Origin of the sequence: Anseongella ginsenosidimutans (genome assembly GCF_008033235.1) — a bacterium.
GTDB classification, from domain to species: Bacteria; Bacteroidota; Bacteroidia; order Sphingobacteriales; family Sphingobacteriaceae; genus Anseongella; species Anseongella ginsenosidimutans.
Genome location: NZ_CP042432.1, coordinates 117,968 through 134,002 on the forward strand (window position 1 = coordinate 117,968; position 16,035 = coordinate 134,002).

At 50.2% G+C, this 16,035-nt stretch carries 16 protein-coding genes and 1 pseudogene; 4 read left to right on the forward strand and 13 right to left on the reverse strand.

Features of this window, described 5'->3' with window-relative positions; translation table 11 throughout:
* Positions 1–12 precede the first annotated feature (12 nt).
* The 10 genes and pseudogenes from uppS to ubiE all read right to left on the reverse strand — a co-directional run bounded on the left by uppS (position 13) and on the right by ubiE (position 7,832).
* Entirely contained in the window at positions 13–756 is a 744-nt protein-coding gene (gene uppS / locus FRZ59_RS00545) for an undecaprenyl pyrophosphate synthase (protein ID WP_132127800.1), read from the reverse strand.
* Positions 756–1,616 carry a type IX secretion system protein PorG gene (porG, locus tag FRZ59_RS00550; protein WP_132127799.1) on the reverse strand — a complete coding sequence of 287 codons (861 nt, stop codon included), beginning with the start codon at positions 1,614–1,616 and terminating at the stop codon, positions 756–758. Before porG ends, uppS begins: the two co-directional genes overlap by 1 nt.
* 5 nt (positions 1,617–1,621) lie before the next feature.
* Entirely contained in the window at positions 1,622–2,506 is an 885-nt protein-coding gene (locus FRZ59_RS00555; RefSeq protein WP_132127798.1) for an NAD kinase, read from the reverse strand.
* Between the two features lie 13 nt (positions 2,507–2,519).
* Positions 2,520–3,176 (reverse strand): CBS domain-containing protein, encoded by a 657-nt coding sequence (locus FRZ59_RS00560; RefSeq protein ID WP_132127797.1) that lies wholly within the window; start codon positions 3,174–3,176, stop codon positions 2,520–2,522.
* Positions 3,177–3,666: 490 nt separating this feature from the next.
* A complete protein-coding gene (locus tag FRZ59_RS00565; RefSeq protein WP_132127796.1) occupies positions 3,667–4,449 on the reverse strand; it encodes an alpha/beta fold hydrolase in 783 nt (260 codons plus the stop codon).
* A 29-nt stretch (positions 4,450–4,478) separates the two neighbouring features.
* A pseudogene (locus FRZ59_RS00570) lies at positions 4,479–5,050 on the reverse strand (anthranilate synthase component II).
* A 6-nt stretch (positions 5,051–5,056) separates the two neighbouring features.
* Positions 5,057–5,506 carry a GatB/YqeY domain-containing protein gene (locus FRZ59_RS00575; protein WP_132127794.1) on the reverse strand — a complete coding sequence of 150 codons (450 nt, stop codon included), beginning with the start codon at positions 5,504–5,506 and terminating at the stop codon, positions 5,057–5,059.
* A gap of 23 nt (positions 5,507–5,529) precedes the next feature.
* Complete coding sequence (locus FRZ59_RS00580) at positions 5,530–6,291, reverse strand: SDR family NAD(P)-dependent oxidoreductase (RefSeq protein ID WP_132127793.1); 762 nt, start codon at positions 6,289–6,291, stop codon at positions 5,530–5,532.
* A gap of 9 nt (positions 6,292–6,300) precedes the next feature.
* A complete protein-coding gene (porT, locus tag FRZ59_RS00585; protein ID WP_132127792.1) occupies positions 6,301–7,107 on the reverse strand; it encodes a type IX secretion/gliding motility protein PorT/SprT in 807 nt (268 codons plus the stop codon).
* Entirely contained in the window at positions 7,104–7,832 is a 729-nt protein-coding gene (gene ubiE, locus FRZ59_RS00590) for a bifunctional demethylmenaquinone methyltransferase/2-methoxy-6-polyprenyl-1,4-benzoquinol methylase UbiE (RefSeq protein WP_132127923.1), read from the reverse strand. The genes porT and ubiE overlap by 4 nt, the downstream gene beginning before the upstream one ends.
* Before the next feature lie 129 nt (positions 7,833–7,961).
* Here ubiE and FRZ59_RS00595 point away from each other — a divergent pair, with 129 nt between their 5' ends.
* Complete coding sequence (locus FRZ59_RS00595) at positions 7,962–8,585, forward strand: GyrI-like domain-containing protein (protein ID WP_132127791.1); 624 nt, start codon at positions 7,962–7,964, stop codon at positions 8,583–8,585.
* Positions 8,586–8,812: 227 nt separating this feature from the next.
* Here FRZ59_RS00595 and FRZ59_RS00600 read toward each other — a convergent pair whose 3' ends face one another.
* From FRZ59_RS00600 to FRZ59_RS00610, 3 genes are all read right to left on the reverse strand, one after another.
* The gene (locus FRZ59_RS00600) at positions 8,813–9,724 is read right to left on the reverse strand and encodes a metallophosphoesterase (RefSeq protein ID WP_132127790.1); all 912 of its coding nucleotides are present in this window, start codon (positions 9,722–9,724) and stop codon (positions 8,813–8,815) included.
* 64 nt (positions 9,725–9,788) lie between these two features.
* Complete coding sequence (locus tag FRZ59_RS00605) at positions 9,789–10,922, reverse strand: ABC transporter permease (protein WP_147698197.1); 1,134 nt, start codon at positions 10,920–10,922, stop codon at positions 9,789–9,791.
* Positions 10,923–10,991: 69 nt separating this feature from the next.
* Complete coding sequence (locus FRZ59_RS00610) at positions 10,992–12,623, reverse strand: DUF8614 domain-containing protein (protein ID WP_132127788.1); 1,632 nt, start codon at positions 12,621–12,623, stop codon at positions 10,992–10,994.
* A gap of 148 nt (positions 12,624–12,771) precedes the next feature.
* Here FRZ59_RS00610 and yihA point away from each other — a divergent pair, with 148 nt between their 5' ends.
* The 3 genes from yihA to FRZ59_RS00625 are packed head-to-tail and all read left to right on the forward strand — an operon-like array spanning position 12,772 to position 15,940.
* Positions 12,772–13,383 carry a ribosome biogenesis GTP-binding protein YihA/YsxC gene (yihA, locus tag FRZ59_RS00615; RefSeq protein WP_132127787.1) on the forward strand — a complete coding sequence of 204 codons (612 nt, stop codon included), beginning with the start codon at positions 12,772–12,774 and terminating at the stop codon, positions 13,381–13,383.
* Positions 13,380–14,243 carry a UbiA-like polyprenyltransferase gene (locus FRZ59_RS00620; protein WP_132127786.1) on the forward strand — a complete coding sequence of 288 codons (864 nt, stop codon included), beginning with the start codon at positions 13,380–13,382 and terminating at the stop codon, positions 14,241–14,243. Before yihA ends, FRZ59_RS00620 begins: the two co-directional genes overlap by 4 nt.
* Positions 14,240–15,940, forward strand: a complete 1,701-nt coding sequence (locus FRZ59_RS00625) for a M3 family oligoendopeptidase (RefSeq protein WP_132127785.1) — start codon at positions 14,240–14,242, stop codon at positions 15,938–15,940. Before FRZ59_RS00620 ends, FRZ59_RS00625 begins: the two co-directional genes overlap by 4 nt.
* Positions 15,941–16,035 lie beyond the last annotated feature (95 nt).

The window sequence follows — 16,035 nt, forward strand, 5'->3', positions numbered from 1 at the left end:
TAGTACTTAAAATTAATGCACGATTTGTTCACTCGTCTGACCAAATCGGCGTTCGCGGCCCTGGAAACTGATAATGGCGTCGTAAAAATCGTCGCGCCGGAAATCAGGCCAGAATTTTTCCGTAAAGTAAAGTTCTGCGTAAGCAATTTGCCAGAGCAGGAAATTACTAATGCGGTGTTCGCCGCTGGTACGTATCATAAGCTCGGGATCAGGCATATCAGCAGTGCAAAGCAGGGAGCTAACGTATTCCTCGGTAATATCATCGGGCTGCACCCTGCCTTCCGCTGCCATAGCTGCTGCTTTTTTCATTGCCTGGGTAATTTCCCAGCGCGCGCTGTAACTAAGGGCAAGGTTAAGGGTCATCCGCGTATTCTTCCTGGTCAGCTCAATTGCTTCCATAAGTTCTGTATAGCAATTCTTTGGTAATTCGCCCAGGTTACCAATGGTTCCCAGGCGAATTTCGTTTTTCATTAACGTTTTTACTTCCTTATGTATTGTAGAAACCAATAATTCCATTAAAGCATTTACCTCATATTGAGGGCGTTTCCAATTTTCCGTGGAAAAAGCATACAATGTTACATACTTTATTCCAAGTTCCGCAGCGGCCTCAACTGTATCGCGTACAGCCTTTACGCCGTTCTGATGCCCCAGCACTCTTCTCAGTCCCTTCTTCTTCGCCCAGCGCCCGTTCCCGTCCATAATAATTGCCACATGACGGGGCAACCTTGCTTTGTCAATTTGGTCCTGTTTACTCATTATTCTCTACCCCAATCTGAAAACGCAGGGCACCACGAAGATACAAAGGTATAGGATATGCCGATAACCGCAAAGAGATACGTATCTTTTTTCAGTAAATCGCCCCGCTGAAGGCCGGAAGGGTTCTCCGGCGCCCGGTTAAGACGCCTGTCTGAGAAATATTTCGAAAGCGGGGCGGGCGGATCCGTCGTTTCAAAGACCGCCGGATCGGGATAATAACCGCTCACGTCGTCCAGGAAGTCGGTAAAAGTAGGGCGATAACCCATTTCGCCGGTCAGGTTCCAGTTGCGCCCCAGATTGAACTTTACGCCGATCCCAATGGGAATAGCCATTTGGGCGAGTTTATATTTATCGGGGTATCCGGGCAATCCCTGGCCTTCGGTACCAAGATCGCGTAAACGGTACCATTCTTCACTGCCACTGCCGGAAGGTGTGCCCTTCGCTTCAGGGTCAAAACTAAAGACAGAAATGCCCGTGAAAAGATAGGGACTGAACTTTTCATTCCCCCACAGCGGGTTATAGCGGAAAAAATTAAACTCGAACTGGACGGAAAATTCGTTTAACGGTGATCGGAAATATAAGTTTCGCGACTCCTGGTAAGGATTACCGGAAGTAGCGTCGCTTCCCTGCAGGGTACCGTGAAGAAATGAGAATTTAACCGAATTACGGGGATTTATGTTCCAGCGAAGAAGGGCTCCCAGCGCTGGATGAGAGTACCGCTGGTAATTATGCGTATTCAGATCTCCCATATATCCGGACCCGCCTGCCAGCAGGCCTACTTCAATTTTCTGAGCCCCCGCCTCCCCGAAGGAAAGCAGGAGAATTAATACGATTCCTGTGATCTTTACTATCCCCGGCATGAATTTCAATAATTACGGGTATCCAGGCCCCACATCAATTTGTTTCTTAACGTGCCGAAATAGCTTTCATTGTTCAGGCGAACCAGATTAATAGAAAAGCGCTCCTTCCTTATGCTGAGCCTCGTACCTATATCAACGGTCTCCTTCCGCGAGTCCATGAATACCTGGAACCGGCATCCTCTGCTGTCCACCTCGAAAGAAAGTTCGCTCATGTCATTCACTACAACCGGACGCACGCTGAGATTATGGGGGCAAATAGGTGTGATCAGGAAATTATTGCTGCCGGGAAGAATAATAGGGCCTCCGCAACTTAGCGAGTAGGCCGTGGACCCGGTAGGGGTTGCTACAATAAGGCCGTCCGCCCAGTAAGAATTCAGGAATTCGCCGTTCAGGTAGGAATGTATAATGATCATGGAAGCGTCCTCGCCCCTGTAAATGGTCATTTCATTCAGGGCATAATTGAGACCCCCAAAAAGCTGATCATCGGTTCTCAGCTGCAGGAGGCTTCGCTCGTCAAAAGTAAACTCTCCCTGGAAAAGGCTTTCAATAGCTTTCTCGATATCTATTTTATTAATACTTGCCAGGAACCCGAGCCGCCCCAGGTTGATCCCCAGCACCGGCAGCCCCGAATCGCGGATAAGCGTAACCGTATCAAGCAGGGTTCCGTCACCACCCAGGCTTAAAAGGAAACTTGCATCCCGGGGCAGGTCTTCGTGCGAGCTGAATACCCCCGTTCGAGCGGCTTCGCCTATCTGCTGCTCCAGGATAAAATTGCGAAAAGGTTCATAAATGGAAACTTCAGCATCGTACTTCTCCAGGATCTGCAGCACTTCTTGTATATAGGGGAAAGAATGTTCGCCGAACTGCCTGCCGTAAATAGCTATCCTCATAGCCCAAATCTACTCATATATTTAAATAATGCATGAACGAATCAAAACGGTCCATGGTATCATCCCTATGAGAAGCCTGGTGAAAACTTGCCTTTACCAGGTAATTAAAGCGTTCAAAGGAAGCGATTATATGGGTAAGGTCTGTTTTACTGATCTTCATGGTCAGTTCCAGTTTCGTGGAGCCGGAGAACGACCGGATATAAGAGCTGAGAACAAAGGCATCGTTCGCCTCGACAATCCGCGCAATCTCCGATAGCTGAAAATCCCGCGCGCCAAGCTCCAGTACAACGATCCCTCCCGGATGATCCACAGCGGTAAGCTGCGCAAAATAGGTCACCAGCGAATTCATGGATATAAGCCCAAGGTATTTCTTTTTTTCATCCACCACGGGAACCGCCGTAAGCTGCAGCTCATGGACCATCCTGATCACATCGTATACATGCTGGGAATCCTGAACGGACTGATAAAGAGGAAGGCTGGTACCGATTGGCTGGGAATGATCGGCAATTTCAATCAGGTCCTGGTCGGAAACCAGCCCGAGGAAATCCATCCCGTTCACCACCGGCAAATGACTTACCCGAAATTCGTCCATGCGGTCGAATGCCGTCTGAACACTGTTTGAAGTTTTCAGGGCTGGAATATAATCGCTTAATAACTCGACCGCTAGCATTTCCTTCGTTTCAAGTTCAAACTTTTCAGTTTGTAGTTTTTAGTTTATAGTTTCCCAAGGCCAAAGTTCAAAGTTCAAAGTTCAAAGTTCAAAGTTTCAAGTTTTTAGTTTCTAGTCCAAGGCCAAAGTTTCAAGTTTATAGTTTTTAGTTTCCAGTCCTAAGGCCAAAGTTCAAAGTTTCCAGTTTCCAGTTTATAGTTTCTAGTCCAAGGCCACAGTTTCAAGTTTATAGTTTTTAGTTTCCAGTCCCAAGGCCACAGTTTCAAGTTTATAGTTTATAGTTTCGAGTTCAAAGTTTCAGTTTCCAGTTTTTTTGAAGGAACGAATAAGTTTCAGGTCTTTAGTTTCCAGTTTTTAGTTTTAGAAGGCCTGTCTCGGGGCCTGGAACCTTAAAACGGAAAGGGTTCGCACGTTGATTCCCGAAACTCTAAACCAAAAACTACAAACTACAAACCAAAAACTACAAACTACAAACTATAAACAATAAAAACTATTTCAAATCCGAAGCTTCCTTCGCGTACACTTTTTTAAGAAAGGCCGAAAGATGATCGTTGAATTCATTGGGCTTTTCCATCATTGGCGCATGACCGCACTTATCAATCCAGCTCAATTCCGAGTTGGGCAGCAGCGCGTGAAACTCCTCCGCTACTTCCGGGGGAGTTACCCGGTCTTCCCGCCCCCAAATAAGGGATACCGGAACATGTATGTGCTGCAGATCTTTACTCATGTTGTGACGGATCGCTGATTTGGCCATTGCCAGGATCTTCATTACCCGGTTACGGTCATTGACGATGGCAAATACCTCATCCACCAGTTCCTTTGTAGCCGTGGCCGGGTCACAAAAGGTGAATTCCACCCTTTCCTTAATGAAATCATAACTTTCCCTTTTTGGAAAAGAACCGCCAAAAGAATTTTCATATAAGCCTGAACTGCCCGTCAGCACCATTGAATGTACTCTTTCCTGGTGTTCAAGCGCATAAATAAGGGCCACATGACCGCCCAGGGAATTACCCAGGAGAGTAAAACGATCCAGCTTTTTATATACGACGAATTTATGAATAAACCGTGCCAGACTTTTCGCACTGGTCTTGATCAGCGGCATCTGGTAAATGGGCATCAGGGGGATAATAACCTTGTAATCAGATCTGAATCGTTCAATTACCATTTCCCAATTGCTGAGAGCGCCAAAAAGGCCATGCAGCAGCAACAGCACCTGGCCCTTTCCTTCCTCCACATAGCTAAATCCGTTCTCTTCCCTTATCTGGTAATTCATATATCTCTGCTATAACTTCCTCAAATATATTATAAAAATACGCAATTATTTATCCAGTTGCCGATCATTCGATATCCGCCCGGGGTCAGAATGGACTCCGGATGGAACTGAAACCCCACAGGGGTAAGCGATGATGGGCCATTGCCATAATTTCACCGCTATCGGAAGTAGCGGTAACTTCCCATTCCGGGGCCCGTACGTCTTCCAGGATCAGGGAATGATAGCGCATAACCCTTGTACTTGAGGGTATGCCTTTAAACGCCGCATGGTTATTATGCCTGATGAGGCTGGTTTTCCCATGCATGGGCACCCGTGCATGTACCAGCCGTGCGCCGAAATAGGCGCCAAGCGCCTGGTGCCCCAGGCAAACCCCAAGTATAGGGCATTTATCATGAAAATAATGGATCAGTTCCATCATGGCGCCGCTTTCTCCAGGCCTGCTTGGGCCAGGTGAAAGCACGATCCCACTGGGGTTCATCCGGGCAATCTGAGTTGGTGTTTCCTGATCATTACGGATAACGCTTACTTCCAGGCCATGCTGCAGCAGGTAATGCAGCAGGTTATAGGTAAAGGAATCGTAATTATCATACAAGATCACCATGACCGTTCATGACAACAACCTTTTAACTGTTTCAGAAACAGTTTTTCCATCGGCACGGCCTGCAAATTGCTTGCTGGCCTGCCCCATTACCCTTCCCATATCCTTCATAGAGGCTGCTCCGCTTGACTCAATGATCTTTTTTATTTCCGCTTCCAGTTCGGCAGGGTCCATTTGTTTGGGAAGATAGCTTTCAATCACCTCCAGTTCTTCCGTTTCGGTCTGCTCCAGGTCGGGACGTTGCTGCTCCCGGTATATTTCAGCCGATTCCTTTCGCTGCTTTGCCAGCTTCTGCAGGACTTTCAATTCTGTCTCGGGGCTAATTGTCCCGGACGCGCCTTCTTCTGTTTTCGCCAGCAGCAGGGCCGCCTTGATACTTCTCAAACCCCTCAGGCGAGCTGCATCCCTGGCCAGCATCGCCTCTTTAATATCCGAATCAATAGTTGTGATGAGTTCCATATATGATTTATTTTTCCCTGGAATTAGTCATTCCTGTTGAAGCGTGTGGCGCCGGCCTGTGCGGCAGGCATAACGGTTATGTCATCGATATTGACATGAGGAGGCCGGCTTGCCGCAAAATAGACAGTTTCTGCAATGTCTTCCGCCGCCAGCGGTTCAAACCCTTTATACACGGATTTGGCGCGCCCGGCATCACCTTTAAAACGCACAATTGAAAATTCTGTTTCAACCGCCCCCGGGTTGACAGCCGTTACTTTTACCCTGTACGGGAGCAAATCGATACGCATGGCCCTACTAAGCGCATCTACGGCATGCTTTGTGGCGCAGTAGACGCCGCCGTCAGGATACACTTCTTTCCCTGCGATGGAGCCTATATTAATGATATGCCCCCGTTCGGAAGCGCGCATCATAGAAGCTACGGCTTTGCTCACGTACAGCAGCCCGCGGATATTGGTGTCAATCATGGTATCCCAATCGTCCGCATCGCCGTCAGGCAAAGGCGCCAGCCCCAGGGCCAGGCCCGCGTTATTTATCAGCAGGTCAATTTGCTTCCACTCTTGCGGAAGGCTTTCCACGGCCGCGTTTACCGCGGCGCGATCCCGAACATCAAAAGGAAGAAGATGGGATACCGTTCCGTAACGCCCCGCAAGCTGCTCCGCCAGCTCCGTTAACCGGTCTTCCCTTCTGCCATTCAAGATCAGGTTATACTTGTTGCGGGCAAAGATCGAAGCACAGGCTTTCCCTATGCCTGAAGTGGCCCCTGTTATCAATACAATCATTGGCATAGGGCGAATTTATTCAAAATGAATCGTAAACTGAACCAGTTCGGCAAATAAACCCGCCAAAGGACGGCTGTACAAATTGTCGTCGTTATTAAGTACGTTCCCGAAAGAACGGGATATTTTCAGTTCCGGAGAGCATTTGAAAAATTCATAATACAAGTCCATGCCAATGCCGGCTTCCCAGGCAAAGTAATTCCGGTCAATAAAAAGCGAGTTCTCCGCATCTGCGGGAAACTCATCCGCATTGCTCATGGCTTCGTCATACTTTTTCCGAGAGGTCACGTCCATGCAGAATTTAGCTCCGCCGATCACGTAAGCACGTACATTTCCCTGCCGGTTGGATTTGAATTTCAATAGCAGGGGATACTGCAGGTTTGTAAAACGAATATTCAGCCGCCGGTCCTCGGGCACAAGTACATCGGCCGGAGGCTCATTATTGCCGGGCTGCCCGCCGGCTTCTTCCCGCTGGTAGATATACTCGATATCCCTGTCCACGAAAATAATATTCGGCGTGAACCGCAAATCAAAATTACGGTGCAAATTCAGATTCGCCAGCAGTCCCAGGCTGAAGCCAGGCTTTCCTATGGATTTAATTGCTGCCAGTGGCGGGACAGTCGTAGTTTCTTCGTTTACATTGGTGTATTGAAATTCTTCCATGTAATCACTTCGCTTGATCACATTGAAGCTGCCGTAATTTAATGCCAGGGAAAATCCGAAATTATACGGCTGCTGATCAATATTCCCGCCGTCATTGATAAACTGGGCCACGCATGGAAGCCACAGGAATATACTCAGGACAAGGACGCAGCATTTTTTCATTTCTTTCCTGTATAGATGGCGCAAATCCCAAGCGTCAGATGCCGTACCTTTGTTTCCCGGAAACCGCCCTTCTCCATCAGCAAAGCGAAATCTTTCCCGTCGGGAAATGCAGCTACTGATTCCGGGAGGTAAGAATAGGCCTTTTTATCCCTGGAAAACAAACGCCCGAAGAAAGGTAATATTTTAAACGAATAAAAACTATACAGCTGCTTTACGGGAAACGCCCTGGGTTTTGAAAACTCCAGTACGACCAGCTTCCCTCCCGGCCGCAATACGCGGTACATATCCGCCAGTCCGTTCTCCAGGTTTTCGAAATTACGCACCCCAAAGCCCACGGTTACCGCATCAAAGGAATTGTCGGAAAAAGGCAGCTTCTCCGAATCGGCCTTGCGAAGCTGCACTATCTGCTCCACCCCGCGTTTCAGCGCTTTTTCCCGGGCAATCGCCAGCATCCCTTCAGAGATATCCACCCCGGTGATCTTCCCAGGCTTCAAACGCAGGGCTTCAAAAGCAAGATCGCCCGTTCCGGTAGCCACATCCAGGATGCGCCGCGGATGTATTTCCTTCAATTCGTCAATTGCCTTCCTGCGCCAGGAACGATCAATTCCCGCGGAAAGAAAATGGTTCAGAAAATCATATTTTCCCGCAATGTTATTGAACATTTGGGCCACCTGCTCCTTTTTTCCGGTGGCAAGTTCTTTATAAGGTTTCACAGTCCGGGACATGCGGTAAAGATAGGGGCAAAATTCCAGCCAGGCAACAGATCCGTTGTCAGGCGGGCGCATACCGGCCCGGCATCGCTGTCATAGGGCTGTCAGTGATCGTATTTTTCTTTGGGAAAAATTTAAAAGAAAATGCAAAAAACAGATCTGACCAAACTGTACAAATCCTATTACTCAGCTAAAAACACACCCGAGCTGGTGGAAACCGAAGCGGCCGCATTCCTCTCCCTGGCGGGAAAAGGGGACCCTTCGGGCGAAAGCTTCGCCGCTGATATACAGGCCTTATATGCTACCGCCTACACGCTAAAGTTTATGTACAAGGCGACGGACCAGGATTTTGTCGTGGCTAAACTGGAAGGCTTATGGGATTTTGATGAGCAACTATATTCCGGATTTTCCCTCTCGGAAGCTCCTATAAAAATACCCAGGAAGGACTGGAGGTACCGCCTGCTGATCCGCCTTCCGGAATTTGTCCGCCCGGAAGATATCACGGAAGCTGCTAACCGCGTTCTTTTAAAAAAGCAATTGGACCGCGCCCTCGATATTTCCTTTTTCAATTTGCCCGAAAGCAAAGCCGTACAAATGCTTCATACCGGCCCTTTTGACAAGGAAGTGGAAACGCTCCGGCAAATACAGGCATTTATCAGCGCCCGCAACCTGCAGAAAAACGGCCTGCATCACGAGATCTATCTTTCCGATTTCAGAAAAACGCCGAAGGAAAAATTAAGAACGATCCTGCGGGAACCGGTGAAGTAAGAATTTCGCGGCGGCGAAGCAGGGATTGCCGGGCGGTGTAGTAGGGATTGCGGCGATGCAGCTGGGATGGCAGGCAGTGCAGCAGGAATGCGGGCGGTGCAATAGGGATTGCGGCGATGCAGCTGAATTGCGGGCAGTGCAGCTCTTTGCGATCACGGGCGCATTTTGCGGTCAGGGTCCTGCTTTGTTCCGATCCGAAGGCTAAAAGCGGAAAAGCACATGATCCCTTACTTCGTCAGGGTCCTGCTTTGTTCCGATCCGAAGCCCTTTATTTCCAGGCGGTCGTCGAAAACGGAAACCACGGCACAGGCATTCTCTTCTTCTTCTACGATTCCCCGGAAGCTTATATAGTGGACCCCGTTTTTTGGAAAATATTGGCTTTTATGCACGTGCCCGTTGAACCAGGCCACCACTTGCGGAGAAGCTTCGGCCAATTCGCGGAGCCGGGCTGCATTCCACAACAGCTCGGAAGCTCCATTCGGGTAAAGAGGATAATGACAGGCCACGATGACCTGTTCGCCCCTTCTTTCGGCCAATGCCAGTTCTTTTTGCAGCCATTTAATCTGTTGCCCGCCTACTGCCCCATTCCAGTCGCGGGCATTGGGCGCCCCCTCTTCCTTCAGCTTTTCCAGCATTGCTTTGGCCCGCATGTATTTTTCACTTCCGGGCGCATTGGCAAAGAGGCTGACATCATTCCCGTTCAGGATAATGAAGCGCCATTTCTTTTTTGAAAAAGAATAATAGGCCTTGCGTAAACCCATTTTGGGAAGCACTTTCGACCTTTCAGCAGCCTTTACACTAAAATCATGATTCCCTAAAACATGATAAAGGGGCATTTGCAACTTCCCCGTGATCGCGTTCAAGGTATCAAAATGCCGGAATCCCTTGTCAATAAAATCCCCCAGGTGCAGCACAAATGCAACCTTTTCCCGGTTAAACACCGCCACTGCCTCCCGAAGCTTCCCGGGCGAAGACCGGTAATGGCGCGTTCCGGCGTTGTCCTGGTTGGCATACTGCACATCGGTCATGACGCCAAATGTGAACAGCGGCTCGCTTTGCTGGGCCAAGCCCGGCTTTATTCCTGTAAAGGTAAAAACGACGGCAAAAAGAAGGAAGGTAAGTTTCCGTGATCTGATCATGGAGACAATTTACGCAAAAAAGTCAACGGCAAACTACATACGTGCCATCTGACGCTGGCCAACCCTACTCATTCCTCAGAGAATCCGCCGGGTTGGCCAGCGCGGCCTTTATCGACTGAAAGCACACTGTGAAAAGGGCAATGATCAAGGCCAGTAGTCCAGCCAGCGCGAACATCCACCATTGCAGCGAGATCCGGTAGGCGAAATCTTCCAGCCATTGACCCATAATATACCAGGCCAGCGGGGTTGCCAGTATAATGGCCAGCAGCACCGGCTTGATAAAGTTTCCCGAAAGCAGGGCTACAATGCCGCTGACCGATGCACCCAGGACTTTCCGGATACCGATCTCTTTAGTACGGCTTTGGGCCGAAAGAAGGCTGAGCCCCAGCAAGCCGAAGCAGGCGATAAAAATAGCCATGGCGCAGGAATAATTCACGATGCGCTGCCAGCGCAGGGCGGCACGGTAGCTTCTTAGGTTGATATCTGCCTGGAATTGAGCGTCGAAAGGATAATATGGAAAATGTTTTCTAAAAATGGCGGCAAATTCTGAAAGATCCTTGCTGATATCACCCGGGGGGAGGCGAAGGAACAGGTCAGAACCATCGCCCCACGCCGAACCGGCCTTGAACAGAATAAGCGGAGACATCCGGTCCAGCGCGCCGGCTTGAAAATCATTGACAACCCCAATGATTGTAAACTCTGAATCCTGGCTCGAGCTTATCTTCCGGCCGACAGGACGATCAATATCAAACTTTTGCACAAATGCTTCATTCACGAGTACGTTGGAATGGTGTTCCCGGCTATCAAAGTTCCGGCCGGCCTTTAACCTTATCTCAGCGGTTTCCAGGAAATTCTCGTCCACAGCCATTGAGTAGGAAAGTAACCGGCCAGTTCCTGCTTCCATTTCTAAACCAGAATTTGTCCTTAGTGCGCCAAGGGCGGCGGATCCGAAGCGGATGTGCTGCCGCAATTCATTCTTCAGGCTAATACCCCCACCGTCCATATTAACGGGTAAACTTACCTTCAACAAGTTTTCCTCATTATAGCCAAGGTCTTTTCCTTGCAGGAACCTCGACTGGAGGTTGATGACCAGGCAGCCTGTGATAAGCAGCAAGGCCAGCGCAAATTGGATCACGACCAGCGAGCGGGCAAAAAGCCGGTTTCCCGGAGCGGCGTGCGGGTTCCGGAGTGCGCTCACCGTCTTGATTTTCAATGCGTATAGCGCCGGTCAACTATTCCGAAGGCCAGCAGCACGGCTCTGGCGCAGCTACAAACCCAGCACCTCTACGCCCTGTTCAAACACCACGTCCACGGGGATGCCGGCCTCGCCGAGGCGGTCCAGGTCGGACTGCAGCTGAGGCGTGATACGGCCTTTTTCTTCTACCAGTTTGGCCACGCCGGCGTAATCGCCGTTGCCCTGCAGCGTCAGGATCAGGCGGGAAAGGCTGTCGGCGGCCATTTTCATTTTCGCGTAGTCAACGCGGTAGGTGCCGTTTGCCAGCCGCTGGAAAGCGTCCTGCTCGCGGAAGTAGTTAAAGCGGATCATATTGGCCACGCCGTGAGCGCTGGAAGCCCCGAAACGGACGGACCGGAAAATACCGGCCATGAAAGTGGTCATATAATCTTCAGGGCTGCCTTCCAGTTCGTTCTTTTCGAGCAGCTGCATGATCATGTACAGTCCCAGGATATCGGCTTTCCCTTCTTCCAGGGCGGAGGCATGTTCTTTTAGCGCTTCGCGCACCGTGCCTTTGTCTGTCAGCGTGTTTTTAATACCCAATCCATGCGCTACTTCATGAAACATCGTATTGGCGAAAAAGGCGTCGAAGGTCACATTTGCGCGCTGCGCAGAATCAATCAGGAGGCCGGTAATGGGGAGCATGATCTTATCGAATTTCGCCTGCATGGCATTCTTCAGCTGGAGCCTGCGTGTACCCTTCTGTAATTGAACCTGTTCATCGTTGGGCAGGTTAATGGCGATGGTCTTGCTGCCCGCGTTGCAGTCCCCGGCATAATAAATGACATCATAAGCGTTCAAATCGGCGTCGCTCCCCGGCTTTTCCTGTTTGTAGCGGTCTTCCACGGGCAGGTTTTGCTGAAGCTCCGGAAGATAAGCGGCGTACTTCTCAAGCCGCTCGCTCCATTCCCTGTCTTTCAGCAGCACGTAGGCTTCATGGGCCGCTTTGTATCCGAAAAGCCGGTCTTCATATGTTTCTATGGGGCCAATGACCACTTCAATGGTATTGTCCTTCATGTCCATCCAGGCCAGGTCACTCCGCCGGTAGCGGTCGGTTCGCAGGGCTTCGGCCCTCAGCTCAAGGTATTTTTTAAGGCCTTCGTCTTCAGCGAGTGCAGCGGCCTTTTCCAGCAGGCCGGCTGCGTACTGCACCTGCTGGGAGAATAGTTCATGATAGGGAATCGTGTACAACTCCCCGGCGTTATCCCGCCGGAGGACGGTGTACAGGCTGTCTTTTCCGGGAAGGTCCGCCTGTTCAAATTCTTCTTTCGTCATATCCTCAGGGTAGAAATTAGCCCCTTCGGGTTTTTCCCCGATGCCTTCAATAAAAGGCGCGTTATTGTCCAGGCGGTCCCAGGGGCCGTAGTTGATCCGCACATATTCGCGCGTAGCCTCGTCCTCCAGGGAATTCAGCAGGCTATCCGGATCTCCGTAAGCTTCCCGCCAGAACAGGCTGTCCATCACTTTTGCCGCCTCGATCAGCAAGGGAATCATTTCCCGCTGGTTCCCGCTCAGCCCGGAAAGGTCGGCGGTTAACCTGACACTAACATATTGTTCCAGTTTTTCCTGCATATTCTGATCATCAGCCATGTTTTCCCCTGGTTTTTCGCAAGAAAAGGCGCCGGATAACAGGATACCGGCAAGAAGGATGTAAGGTTTCTTCATCGGATTTGATTATTGGTTGAAACAAATATAGAAATTTTACGTTCGCCGGGCTTTCGCGGCTTTCCGCTGGTTTTCGTTTCCCGCGGGGCAAAGGCATATCCGTGAAAGCCAGGGCGGAAGCAAGCGCTGAAATCCTTACCTTTGCAGCATGGAAATCCGTTCAGCTGAATTTATTTGCAGCAATACGAAGGTGGACAAGCTTCCGCTGCCGGACAAACCGGAACATGCGTTTATCGGCCGGTCAAACGTGGGAAAATCTTCGCTGATCAATATGCTTACCGGCAAAAGAAAGCTGGCCAAGACTTCCCAGACACCCGGGAAAACACAGCTCATTAATCACTTTCTGATCAACGGCATCTGGTATATGGTTGACCTCCCCGGCTATGGCTATGCCCGGACCTCCAAAAAGAACCGGCGTTCCTGGGAAGGGTTTATTACCGATTACCTGGAAAGAAGGCCGAACCTTCAATGTGTGATGGTGTTGATCGATTCGCGGCTGGAACCACAGGCCATTGACCTGGAATTTATTAACTGGCTGGGCAGCCGGGGGGTCCCCTTTTCGCTGGTCTTTACAAAAGCCGATAAGCAGTCGAAGCAGAAAACGATCCAGAATATCCGGCTTTTCGAACGGGAAATGCTAAAAACATGGGAAACCGTACCGGAAATATTCATTACCTCTGCCGAAAAACAATTGGGAAAAGAAGAATTGCTGGAATTTATAGAAGGGGTGAACCAGGCTTCGCAAACTAGTGAGGAATGAAGAAATACCTGTCGCTCGTCAAATTCAGCCATACTGTTTTTGCCATGCCTTTTGCCTTTATCGGCTTCTTCCTGGCCATACAAAACACGGGGGCAAAATTCAGCTGGGTAAAATTTCTGCTGATGCTGGCTTGTATGGTTTTTGCACGAAGTGCGGCAATGGCCTTTAACCGCTACCTGGACCGCCATATCGATGCTAAAAACCCCCGTACCAGCGTCCGGGAGATCCCCCGGGGAGTGATCAGCGCCCGTTCGGCCCTGGTGTTCACCCTGCTGAACTGCCTGTTATTCCTGGCAGCGACCTGGTTCATCAACCCGCTTTGCTTTTACCTGGCTCCCCTGGCCTTGCTGATTGTGCTGGGCTATAGCTATACCAAGCGTTTCACGGCATTGTGCCACCTGGTACTCGGGCTGGGGCTTTCCCTTGCGCCCATTGGAGCCTACCTGGTCATTACGGGTCAGTTCGCCTTGCTTCCCATCCTGTTTTCCCTGGCCGTGATCACTTGGGTAAGCGGCTTCGATATTATATATGCTTTGCAGGACGAAGAATTTGACCGGGAAGAACAATTACATTCTATCCCCGTGCTGCTGGGCAAAAGGAAGGCATTGAGCTTTTCCATAATTTTACATGGTTTGTCGGCGGCTTTCGTCGCTGCGGCCGGGATACTGGGAGATTTCTCCTGGCTGTACTGGACCGGCGCCCTGGTATACGGGGGAATGCTTGTTTACCAGCACAGCCTGGTAAAACCGCATGACCTGAGCAGGGTGAACATTGCCTTCATGACGGCCAACGGCATTGCCAGCGTCGTCTTCGCCCTGTTCTTCCTGGCTGATATCTTTTTAATAAACCCCTTACAATGAGTACACCGAAAAGAAACTACCTCCCCGCGCAGCTGAACATTGATTTTGAAACGCTGCGTACCTTTTACGAGGAATTACTGAACAGGGAAATTACTTCCGCGGCCTCGCTGGAACGGTGGCTGCGTGACCGGAGCGAACTGGAAGCCGCCCTGGAAGAGGATTTCGCCTGGCGCTACATAAAAATGACCTGCGACACCCCCAACGAATCCCTGCGAAAGGATTTTGAATACTTTGCCACGGAAATCGAACCTAAAATAGCGCCTTACAGTGATAAACTGAACCGGAAACTTCAGGGGTCGCCTTTCAGGGAACAGCTGGACAAGGAGAAGTATTTCGTGTATTTGCGCGCGGTAGAAAAAGAGATCAGCCTTTTTCGTGAAGAAAACATTCCTCTTTTCAGCCAGTTGCAGGTGGAGCAGCAAAAATACGGCGCTATCAGCGGCGCCATGACCGTCACCGTGAATGAAAAAGAATACACCCTGCAGCAGGCGGCCAATTTTCTCAAAGACAACCGACGCGAGCTGAGGCAGGAAGTATTTGAAAAGATCGGGAACCGCCGGCTGGAAGACAGCGGGCAGCTGGACGAACTTTTTGACAAGCTGCTGCAATTGCGCCACCAGGTTGCATTGAACGCCGGTTATAATAACTACCGCGACTACGCTTTTGCGGCAATGGGCCGTTTCGATTATAGCCCCGAAGATTGCTTCCGTTTTCATGAAGCGATTGAGAAGGAGATCGTGCCCCTGCTTCGCAGGCAGGCGGAAAAGCGCCGGAGCGACCTGGGGCTGGACCAGCTTCGCCCCTGGGATACGGAGGTGGACACGAGCGGCAAGCCTGCCCTGAAGCCTTTTCAGGGCCCTGAAGAACTGACGGATAAAAGCATCGCCTGCTTCAGCAACCTTGATCCTTATTTCGGGGCTTGCCTGGGGACCATGAAAGCACGGGGGCTGCTGGATCTGGAATCTAGAAAGGGAAAAGCGCCGGGCGGCTATAATTATCCCCTTTCTGAAACGGGAATGCCTTTTATTTTTATGAATTCAGCGGATTCCATGCGTGACCTTACCACAATGGTTCACGAAGGCGGGCATGCGGTGCATACCTTCCTCACCGCCGGCCTGGAACTGAACGCCTTTAAAAACCTGACGCCGGAAATTGCAGAACTGGCCTCCATGTCGATGGAATTGCTTTCCATGCAACACTGGGACCACTTTTTTGACGAAAAAGACGATCTGCGCAGGGCGAAGAGGGAACAGCTCCATGATATTCTGAAAACCCTGCCCTGGGTTGCCACCATCGATGCTTTCCAGCATTGGCTGTACACCCATCCCGGACACAGCGCCGCCGAACGCCGCAGCGCCTGGCTCGAAATATTCGATCGTTTCGGCGCAGGATTCACCGACTGGACAGGATATGAGCAATTAAAAGGAAACCTCTGGCAGAAACAGCTGCATTTATTTGAAGTTCCTTTTTATTATATCGAATACGGCATGGCCCAGCTGGGCGCAATTGCAGTCTGGAAGAATTTTGCGGAGAATCCGGAAAGAGCAGTAGCGCAATATACAGCAGCCCTGAAACTGGGATACACCCGCCCTATTCCGGAAATATACCGCGCCGCGGGTATCCGCTTTGATTTTTCGGCAGCATACGTCCGCTCCCTTGCCGCTTTCGTAAGCGGGGAGCTGGAAAAGATTTCCTGACGCCATCTTTCCGCGGAGTTTACCGGCATCAGGACCGGCTCTGGCATTACTATTGATTCATTCATGTATGACAAATATGTCAGCCAAACTGAATG

Excerpts from the sequence above, each read along its gene's own strand:
- ubiE (WP_132127923.1), bottom strand. The coding sequence starts at position 7,832 with ATGTCCCGGACTGTGAAACCTTATAAAGAACTTGCCACCGGAAAAAAG.
- FRZ59_RS00620 (WP_132127786.1), top strand. The coding sequence starts at position 13,380 with ATGAAGAAATACCTGTCGCTCGTCAAATTCAGCCATACTGTTTTTGCC.
- uppS (WP_132127800.1), bottom strand. The coding sequence starts at position 756 with ATGAGTAAACAGGACCAAATTGACAAAGCAAGGTTGCCCCGTCATGTG.
- FRZ59_RS00625 (WP_132127785.1), top strand. The coding sequence starts at position 14,240 with ATGAGTACACCGAAAAGAAACTACCTCCCCGCGCAGCTGAACATTGAT.
- FRZ59_RS00575 (WP_132127794.1), bottom strand. The coding sequence starts at position 5,506 with ATGGAACTCATCACAACTATTGATTCGGATATTAAAGAGGCGATGCTG.
- FRZ59_RS00565 (WP_132127796.1), bottom strand. The coding sequence starts at position 4,449 with ATGAATTACCAGATAAGGGAAGAGAACGGATTTAGCTATGTGGAGGAA.
- FRZ59_RS00580 (WP_132127793.1), bottom strand. The coding sequence starts at position 6,291 with ATGCCAATGATTGTATTGATAACAGGGGCCACTTCAGGCATAGGGAAA.
- FRZ59_RS00595 (WP_132127791.1), top strand. The coding sequence starts at position 7,962 with ATGCAAAAAACAGATCTGACCAAACTGTACAAATCCTATTACTCAGCT.
- FRZ59_RS00555 (WP_132127798.1), bottom strand. The coding sequence starts at position 2,506 with ATGAGGATAGCTATTTACGGCAGGCAGTTCGGCGAACATTCTTTCCCC.
- FRZ59_RS00600 (WP_132127790.1), bottom strand. The coding sequence starts at position 9,724 with ATGATCAGATCACGGAAACTTACCTTCCTTCTTTTTGCCGTCGTTTTT.
- yihA (WP_132127787.1), top strand. The coding sequence starts at position 12,772 with ATGGAAATCCGTTCAGCTGAATTTATTTGCAGCAATACGAAGGTGGAC.
- FRZ59_RS00610 (WP_132127788.1), bottom strand. The coding sequence starts at position 12,623 with ATGAAGAAACCTTACATCCTTCTTGCCGGTATCCTGTTATCCGGCGCC.
- porG (WP_132127799.1), bottom strand. The coding sequence starts at position 1,616 with ATGCCGGGGATAGTAAAGATCACAGGAATCGTATTAATTCTCCTGCTT.
- porT (WP_132127792.1), bottom strand. The coding sequence starts at position 7,107 with ATGAAAAAATGCTGCGTCCTTGTCCTGAGTATATTCCTGTGGCTTCCA.
- FRZ59_RS00560 (WP_132127797.1), bottom strand. The coding sequence starts at position 3,176 with ATGCTAGCGGTCGAGTTATTAAGCGATTATATTCCAGCCCTGAAAACT.